Genomic DNA, 9,063 nt, shown 5'->3' on the forward strand with positions numbered 1-9,063 from the left:
TAGAAGCGCTCGGAGACAAGGCATGCAAATGAGCATTCGCGGGCGAAAGATTATTTACTTCAAGAATGGCCGATTGAGCATAACGCAGTATGCGAGTGTAATATCCAGGATTCATCACAAGCACTCTACTACAGCGATGCATATGACAGCGCCTACTTCGTTATGCTCACGCATCCGTCCTCGAAGTACTGTTCAAGTACGCCTCCGGAGTCTGCGATCGCAAGCCTTGTATCCACAGCCATCTGCATCGCTTCGCAACGAGTACCTGTAATGGATCCTTGATTATGCGCCGTTGCAGTAGTAACTCTGGTGAGATATGCGGATTAGTCAGAGTCCCTGAAAACGCGTGTGTGATTCAGAACCCAGCTCGCTATAACCTCGTCATTATCAATTTCAGATAATTGTTCGAACATCAGAACCATATCACTTCTCTGAAAGACCAGGGCGACTTCCTCAATCTCAACAATGATGCCACATACATCCCAGCCCCCGATAATACTATCCGTAACTGTGTAGAAAATGCCGCCGTAATGTTTGAGAAGCGAATCACCCTGAGCCAGGGAACCCGACATACTTAAAACTATCATAGTGTCCTGTAATTCGGCAAATTGAACGGGAACGCCAATTGATCGAAGGTCTTCGGCTAGCTCTCCAAATGAAATGGATACGACAAATGCAATCACGAGCATACTTTTCAACAGGAATCCCATCATTAGCGTACATTTTGAATAACACTATATAAACCTACAACGATGAATGCCGCTGGAAAACCCCTGGCCTATTCGCAATGATTAACCTCCGGTCATGTTGATTGAGATCATGGTTCTCTTTCCAGCCCATTCTGAGCAGGTCATTGAAACTACCGTGCGGAATCTCTATATTTGCGGTATGATGAAAATATTATCAGTCATTCTCTACATATCATCTCTGCTCATCTCAGCCGGGTCCGCACAGGCACAAAGATTGAGTGATTCCTGTTTGGATGTTATTGTGGATCTTGACAGAGAGATGGCAGGTCTGCTTGACGCATATCTCGAAGCTGTTCCGGAATGCCCGATCACCCCTGAAACACCTGTAAGAATCTGGGTTCTTGATGTTGCATGGCTCAGAGCCAACGCTGCCTTGGACATCGCTGAAACACTGGATATCCACACAATCAGTTCTGATAATCTCTCGGAAGCCTGGACAGGTTATCTTAATTCTTCGCAGCAATATCTGAATGTCTTTAGAATCATCCAGAAAACCTACCACGAAGATATCCTGCCGGATAGTTACTTATGTATTGAACTCGAAAATCAGCTTCTTGAATATGACTCCCTCTGGAGTCTGGAAGAAACAACATTTTTTGAACTACTTGCAGAAGAGGAAATATTATGATTAAGACAAGAACCGAAGGAACATGGGAGGCAAAGGCTGGACTGGCCCGTATGCTCAAAGGCGGCGTAATAATGGATGTCGTTACTCCGGAACAGGCTGAACTTGCACAGGCTGCCGGAGCTGTCGCTGTAATGGCACTTGAGAGGGTTCCTGCTGATATTCGCGCTCAGGGTGGTGTAGCTCGTATGTCCGATCCGGACATGATAAAGGGTATTCAGCAGATTGTTGATATTCCGGTAATGGCCAAATGCAGAATAGGCCATTTTGTTGAAGCTCAAATCCTTGAAGCAATGGATATTGATTATATTGATGAATCGGAAGTGCTTACACCTGCCGATGAAAAAAATCATGTTTACAAGTTCGATTTCAAGGTTCCATTTGTCTGCGGAGCCACAAATCTCGGTGAAGCCCTCAGAAGAATTGGTGAAGGTGCCGCTATGATCCGGACAAAGGGTGAGGCCGGTACAGGAAATGTCGTGGAAGCCGTCAGACATGCAAGATCCGTTCTTGGATCAATTAGGAAGCTGAAGGTTACCCCTCCTGAGGAACTTATGACAATAGCAAAAGAGATGGGCGCTCCTTATGATCTTGTGAAATATGTTCATGAAAATGGTTGTCTGCCTGTTGTCAATTTCGCCGCGGGAGGCGTTGCCACTCCAGCGGACGCAGCATTGATGATGCAGCTTGGAATGGACGGTGTTTTTGTAGGCAGCGGTATATTCAAGAGCGGTGACCCAGAGAAACGCGCAAGGGCTATCGTTGAAGCCGTAAGCAGGTTCAATGACGCTGAGATACTGGCCGAAGTTTCTAAAAACCTGGGGGAAGCCATGGTCGGTATCAACATCTCCACCCTTCCAGATGAAGAACGTATGGCTGACAGGGGCTGGTAGACCAAGTGCAATCCGTCGGAGTACTCGCTCTTCAGGGTGGTGTAGCAGAGCACGCTGCGATCCTCAGAAATCTCAGCTTCAATGTAATTGAAATCAGGACGCCGGATGCGCTGGATTCGATTTCAGCGTTATTCCTTCCAGGAGGAGAATCAACGACTCTTCTCTTCCTCATGAAAAGATGGGGGCTTACCGAACCAATTCAAAGAATGGGTGAGAATGGTTTTCCGATTTTCGGCACATGCGCGGGTGCGGTGCTGCTTTCATCGTCGATCAGTGAAATGGAACATGAAATCAAACAGGAGAGTCTCCGTCTGGCTGATGTAAAAGCAATTCGCAATTATTTCGGCAGACAAACCAGGAGTTTCATAGAAGATCTTTCCATCCAGGGTCTTGAAGCCACTTTTAGAGGGGTCTTCATCAGAGCTCCATTGCTTCAGCCGCTCTCAGAAAAAGTCAATGTACTCAGCAGAGTGGACGATGGTCCTGTACTGGTCAAACAGGATAACCTGTGGCTCTCATCATTTCATCCTGAGCTCACTTCCGATGACAGACTTCACAGACTTTTCCTTGAGAGATCTGGTCTGCTCAGCAGGGAGGAATAATGCCCATATACGAATACCTATGCAAGCAATGTAACACGATTTTCCAGTTCCTTGTCAGACACCCCTCAAAAGATACTCTGCCCATATGTCCGAAGTGCAACAATAAAAGCATGGAGCGAGTCATGAGTTCCTTCTCCTTTGGAAGCGGTCATTCTTCAACAGGCGATGGGCTGGAAGATGATCCATCACTTGCCGGACTTGATGAAGAAGATCCGAAAGCAATGGCAAAAGCAATCCGCCGAATGGCTGATGAACTCGGCGAAGATCTCGGTTCCGAAGTCAGCGAAGCGCTTTCACGGCTGGAAGCCGGAGAAGATCCGGAAAAGATCGAACGGGATCTTGAGGAATCAGGATTTGGAATGGACGATTCTGCTCCATCACATGACGGGGGACTCTACGAAGCCTGAAATTCAGTTAATAAAACTGTGCTCAGCTTAGAGTTAGAGGATTAGTTAAGTAAGTTATGCCCGGCTTAGTATGCGCCTTCTTTGAAGAATATTGCGGGAACCGTCAATATGAGAATTGAAAGATCCATCCAGATAGACCAATTATCAACATAATACAGATCGAGCTTCACCATTTCACTGAACCCGAGCCCGCTTCTGCCTGAAACCTGCCAGACACCTGTAATTCCAGGTGCAGTTTCCAGCCGTTTCAGGTGACGTTCAGAGTACTCTTCAACTTCTTCAGGCAAAGGCGGCCTTGGTCCTACCAGACTCATGTCTCCCATAATGACATTAAGTAACTGCGGCAGCTCATCTATGCTCCATTTTCTTATGAATCGGCCTGCTCTCGTAACTCTGGGATCATCTCTGATCTTGAAGAGAAGTCCACCGGCTTCGTTGGCTTCTTTCAGTTTATCCCTTTTCTGATGAGCGCCAATCTTCATGGATCTGAATTTGAACATTCTGAACTTTCTATTCATTCTTCCGAGACGTGTCTGAATATAGAAAACGGGTAAACCAGTATCGATAACAATAAACACAGCTGTCAGAAATCCAAGGGGAAGCAGCAGAATAGTCAGAGGAACTGTTATTATCAGATCAATTATCCTTTTAAGTAATATCCGGCTTCCGCTCAGCGGTGGCGGAACAGACTCGATCATGATAGTTCCACCCATGTGTACGACTCTTGTAGTAAGGCTGACCAGAGTAAATACATCTGCTACCAGCTTATATGGAACTCCTTCCTGTTCACAATTGTAGATCAGTGAAGCCATATTTTCCCGCGACAGTTCCGGGTCTGCTACGATCAGTTCCGAAACCCCATTCAACCGCATCCATTCAAACATCCGGCTGAATGATTCGAATATTTTCGCACCGCTTTCAGGAGATGTATCCCTCCCGCTTTCAGTGAGTACGAATCCTGCTATTTCATATGGAACCAGAGCTCTCTTCTCCATGAACTCAGCCAGTTCAACAGCAAGTGATCCTGAACCATAGACAGCTACTTTTATTCCTTTACCGCGACTGAGAGCGAACCTGCGAGCCAGTCGATGGAAAACACCATGCCAGATGGAAATCGCAATGGACGTTGCTGGAAATGCGAAAAGCAATACGAACCTTGAGAAAAGTAACTGCCTTGTGGCAAAGCTGAAAGCGAAAGTGATGATCACTGCCATGAATGATGAACGTAGAATCCAGGCCAGTTCTTCTACCTTGGCAAGTCCGTACTCTCTTCTGTAAACCCCGAAAGCCTGAAGCATGATAATTTCGATGACTCCCATGACTGTTCCGGAGATGACGTAGTGCCATAGATCAAGTCTGAAATCATCGGAAACTCTCAACAGATTCTGAAAGACATCGGAGAGGATGAAATGACGGAGCCAGTACCCTAGAAGGAAAACACCTATAACCAGCAGAAGATCCCCTAAAGGGAGGAGAAAAGATGATAATATCTTTCGCTGTTTCAAACGTCTCTTTCCTCCTTCAAAGCGGCTGAACAATATTTCACTGAAAAATCTAATCATACTGCGCTTGTGGAACCAGAGAACGTTTCCCGGAGGCGGAAGGATGAGCCCTCCGCCACATGTGATACTGCTGTTGTTAATCAGCTACAATGACACATCTCAGTGTCTCTGACTCAGCACCGGAAGAGATCCGGCACAGATACATACCCGGGTTCATGTCAGATGCTTTCCAGTTAATGGAATGGAGACCGGTCTGTTGTTCCTCATTCAAGAGCGTTTCGATCAGGCGGCCTGTCATGTCGTAGATAGTTACATTAACATAACCTGTTTCAGAAAGATCATAGGAGAAACTGATAGACTCTCTGAACGGATTCGGTGAGCAGGAGACACCCGAGACAGGCAAACCGCTCTCTGACTCGATACCGGTATTGGGAAATTCAAATTGATAAGTGTCTATGCCGGTGTTACCGTCGGCATCTGAGCCCGAAACACCTGCGGAATAGATTCCATTCACTGGAGGAGTGAAAGTACCCTCCCAGTCTGCGCCGCTTCCGGTCATTTCCACGAAAAGGACCGATTCATCGGGGCATACTATCCTCAACAGTGGAACACCATTCATCTTGATGTAATTCATGGCCTTTGGGTGGTGACGGCCATACTCGCCCTGTTCGTAAACCGCATGAACATTCATGTAGCTGTCAACAATACATTTGGGGTACCTGACATCGGTGCTGACAATGAAAGGAGTTTCCTGGACTATAGTAAGTTCATCATCAGTCATGGAAGCGCCGCCTCCGTCGAGGTTTCCGTTGATCTCCGTGTAGTAGACGGAATTAGAACCCTGAGTGCCCGTTCCCCAGACTATATGCAGATTGTTCTGCTCATCTATATCCATCATGGGCGACCAGACACCGCCCGAAGTAAGAAAACTCTCGTCTATGGACACAGTACAGTCCGGCAGAAGTTTCATGTATGCAAGCTTGCTGGAGTGCTGCCAGATAATATGGACGTTACCGTTAGTATCACAGGAGATTTGCGGTTTGCACAATTGATCGGATGCATTGTAACAGATGGATGCAGGAATCGACCAGGAACCTGAATCTCCGCCGTCGTCGGAATACACGTACTGGATATCGTGGAGACTTTCAGACCAGACAACGTAGATCCTGCCATCAGGGGCAATGTCCACGCGTGCTTCATTTGTCCAGGCATTGGCTCCCACGACAATGTTGAGACCGTTAATGAGCAGTGTACCGTCGGAATCCAGCTTGGTAAAAATGATGTTGGAGCCGCCGTTGGTATAGATCAGGTATGTGTTGTTGTCTGAATCGACCGCTCCTTCTCTGTCCAGGGTTGGCTGCTCTATATAGATGTTCGGATCAGGATTATTGACGATCAGAGGATTACTCTCAGGACCGTTCCAGTCGAGGAATGACTCGCTGATATCGCCGTTGTTCTCGAGGACGAACATATCATAATTGATAGACGGATTACTGTATTCGTAAAGTTTTACTGCTGCATAGATATTGTTCTCCGCATCGGTTGCGATACGAGTATTAAGCCACCAGTAGTCCCAGTTGGAGTTCGACCAGATGTCCTTCCCGGCAACCCATCCCGAGAACAGGTCCTCGTTTGATGCAACGTTGATGGTTACTTCGGTACCGTTTTCTGTGTGGCTTATCGTGAATGTCGGTGCCTTCTGATCAGGCGATACGGGAGGATAAATGAGAGATGCAGTACTATTCTCGGAAACATCGCAGGAACCGGTGAATTCATATAGAGCCGGATCACCCGAATGCGCAAACAACGGAATGGTCAAGACAAATATCAAAGTTAAATAGATCCTTGTTCGCTTTGCTGACAATTCAGCACCGCCTTTCTGTTTACTGCCTGATTACTGAACTGCGGGAATCTTCCAACTGATACTCATACGAAAAATCCCGGATTATAGACGCTATCTGGAATGCAATAATGTGATTTTCTTTATTTCGGCACAGCAGTTCCCCACTCTCAATTCAAAGAAGTAAATTCCTGGAGCAGTATTTCCCCCTGAATCATCAGTTGTATCCCAGACAAAAGAATACTCTCCTGCAGGCAGGATTTCATTTATCAGGGTCTTCACCCTCAGCCCTCTCAGGTCGTAAATGTTTAACTCCGTTTTTCCAGTAAGCTCCAGGGGTACTGAGAAGCTGATCGTGGTATTTACGCTGAAGGGATTCGGGGAGGCGGATATATTGAATACTCTGTAATCGTTATCAGTAGTAATGTCTGTCTGAACATCTGCCTCAACACTGAGCCTGGACTCCGTGCAAGCCATGATAGCAGCAGTTATGCAATAATACTGATCAGTCGTTCCTGAAGCATCAGTGTAGAGTGTATCTGTAACCACCGTGCTGTTGATTTTCGTATAGGGTCCGCCTGATATATCGCTTCTGTAGATGTTATAACCGGCGATGTCCAGCTCTGTATTCGCATTCCAGGTCAGATGGTTTGAACCCCCTGAGTTATAGACAACGGGATTCAAGGGAGCCAGGGGATGCATCCAGCCTGTATTCCAGTTATCATGGAAATATGTTCCCCATTCTGTCAGATATGCCCTGTAAGGAACGTTTTCAACAGTCCACAGATTAACCGTTCCGTTACCGGTCATAAATGCGATCTCGATATCCCCGTCACCATCCACATCACCCGCAGCCGCGCTGTTGACATAAGACGGTGCACTGATCGATACCGGCCAGTCTTCAACTGTTGAACCGTCACCGTTGAATGCGTACAGGAAACCATTGGCACCGGGCCAGTTTTCAGCGAAAAGAACTTCTCTGTAACCATCGCCATCAACATCAAATACTATCGGTGAGCATTCCAGGGCGCTCAGTGCTGAAACAGGCCAGCCTGCTACGGCAGCTCCGGTATGATGCCTGGCATGCAGATCGAAGGTATGACCGCCACCGAAGATTTCCAGGTCATCGTCATTATCGATATCACCTGTGACCGGTGTGATGTAGGTGTGAGGTCCCGGATAATTCTGTGGCCAGTTATCAAAAACTGTTCCATCATGATGATGTATGGCAACATGATTCTGTGATGGCGAAGACCACTGATCGTAATGTGCATGAAGAATTTCCAGATCGCCGTCACCATCAAGATCCGCGAGTACAGGCTGAGCATAGCTTGTCGCTCCGGCGACATCGATCAGGGGCCAGCCAGGTTCAGGAATACCATCCTTATCCCAGAGGTATATGGAAGTGTACGAAACCGCGCATATCTCAACCACTCCGTCGTTATCAACATCTGCTACTGAAGGCGTTGCAACGGAGCCTATCGATTGTGGCCAGCCTGGATATATCGTTCCGTCATGGTTGTAAACACAGACTTCACCTTTCCCAAGTATTATCTCAAGATCGCCATCAGTGTCCACGTCAAAAATAACAGGTGCTCTGAGGTGTCCGACTGAACCGGTGGCCTGCGGCCATCCGGTTACCGGAGTTCCGTCATTATGCCAGACGTACATAGTGCTGGTTTCAGCAACGGCAACTATTTCCATGCCGGGATAATCAGTATCTATATCCCCGACGGCCACCTTGGCTCGTATTTTCCCCAATCCTGTCTTTGGCCATCCGGGAAGATTATTACCCTGATAGTCAAAGACATGAACGGAACCGTTTGAGGAACCGGCAATTATTTCAAGATAACCATCACCAAAAATATCAGCAAGACATACACCGGATCCAGGATAATTAGTACTCCAGCCAATACTGATAGGCCAGTTTGGCATTGGTACCGGTGCAGTTAACGGGCTTGAAACAGGAGATTCAGGGCAGAGCAGATTATCAGAATAGTAAGAACAGATTCCACCCTCTGGAGAGTGAGCATCGAGAGAGACTGAACCGTGAGCATCAAGGATGAATACAAGCAACATCACAGACAGTAAGGCTGATGCATTCTGCAAAAAGATACGATAAGATTTCATAACAACTCTTTCATCCAGTAATACAATTTAAATAGCTATTACACCTTTATCCAGAATATTTTCATTATTGCTGATAACCTTTGGTTTCCCGGTAATGTGGTTGATCATCCCTGGCGTCTTCATGCCCGGCTTCTGCCAATTGAACACTCGATTTCAACCTTATCTTAATTTTTCAGTATCTGAATGTATACTAATCGCTAAGTAATTGAAGTTTACTGCATTCCGACACTGCATCGAGCCCTTCCAATTTCCGTCTTCTTCTATTTCAAATAATACTGAATTAGAATAATCAGTGCGTTAATCCCTGTCAAGTAC

Annotated in this window: 8 protein-coding genes; 4 read left to right on the forward strand and 4 right to left on the reverse strand. The window is 46.7% G+C overall.

Going from position 1 to position 9,063, the window contains the following annotated elements:
• Positions 1-323: 323 nt before the first annotated feature.
• Positions 324-698 (reverse strand): hypothetical protein, encoded by a 375-nt coding sequence (locus K8R76_06310; protein ID MCD4847785.1) that lies wholly within the window; start codon positions 696-698, stop codon positions 324-326.
• A gap of 190 nt (positions 699-888) precedes the next feature.
• Between K8R76_06310 and K8R76_06315 the strand changes: the two genes are divergently transcribed.
• Genes K8R76_06315 through K8R76_06330 form a run of 4 tightly spaced genes read left to right on the forward strand, consistent with a single transcriptional unit; the run spans position 889 to position 3,276 of the window.
• Complete coding sequence (locus tag K8R76_06315; protein MCD4847786.1) at positions 889-1,377, forward strand: hypothetical protein; 489 nt, start codon at positions 889-891, stop codon at positions 1,375-1,377.
• The gene (pdxS, locus tag K8R76_06320) at positions 1,374-2,267 is read left to right on the forward strand and encodes a pyridoxal 5'-phosphate synthase lyase subunit PdxS (protein MCD4847787.1); all 894 of its coding nucleotides are present in this window, start codon (positions 1,374-1,376) and stop codon (positions 2,265-2,267) included. The genes K8R76_06315 and pdxS overlap by 4 nt, the downstream gene beginning before the upstream one ends.
• A 5-nt stretch (positions 2,268-2,272) precedes the next feature.
• Positions 2,273-2,869 carry a pyridoxal 5'-phosphate synthase glutaminase subunit PdxT gene (pdxT, locus tag K8R76_06325; GenBank protein ID MCD4847788.1) on the forward strand — a complete coding sequence of 199 codons (597 nt, stop codon included), beginning with the start codon at positions 2,273-2,275 and terminating at the stop codon, positions 2,867-2,869.
• Complete coding sequence (locus K8R76_06330) at positions 2,869-3,276, forward strand: zinc ribbon domain-containing protein (GenBank protein MCD4847789.1); 408 nt, start codon at positions 2,869-2,871, stop codon at positions 3,274-3,276. The genes pdxT and K8R76_06330 overlap by 1 nt, the downstream gene beginning before the upstream one ends.
• A 65-nt stretch (positions 3,277-3,341) precedes the next feature.
• Here the strand turns inward: K8R76_06330 and K8R76_06335 are convergent, their stop codons facing one another.
• From K8R76_06335 to K8R76_06345, 3 genes are all read right to left on the reverse strand, one after another.
• Positions 3,342-4,781, reverse strand: coding sequence for a sugar transferase (locus K8R76_06335; GenBank protein MCD4847790.1), 1,440 nt, complete (start codon positions 4,779-4,781; stop codon positions 3,342-3,344).
• A 133-nt stretch (positions 4,782-4,914) separates the two neighbouring features.
• Positions 4,915-6,609, reverse strand: a complete 1,695-nt coding sequence (locus K8R76_06340; protein ID MCD4847791.1) for a T9SS type A sorting domain-containing protein — start codon at positions 6,607-6,609, stop codon at positions 4,915-4,917.
• 123 nt (positions 6,610-6,732) lie between these two features.
• Positions 6,733-8,748, reverse strand: a complete 2,016-nt coding sequence (locus K8R76_06345; protein ID MCD4847792.1) for an FG-GAP-like repeat-containing protein — start codon at positions 8,746-8,748, stop codon at positions 6,733-6,735.
• Positions 8,749-9,063 lie beyond the last annotated feature (315 nt).

This window comes from Candidatus Aegiribacteria sp. (assembly GCA_021108435.1).
Classification (GTDB): domain Bacteria; phylum Fermentibacterota; class Fermentibacteria; order Fermentibacterales; family JCC-6; genus Aegiribacteria.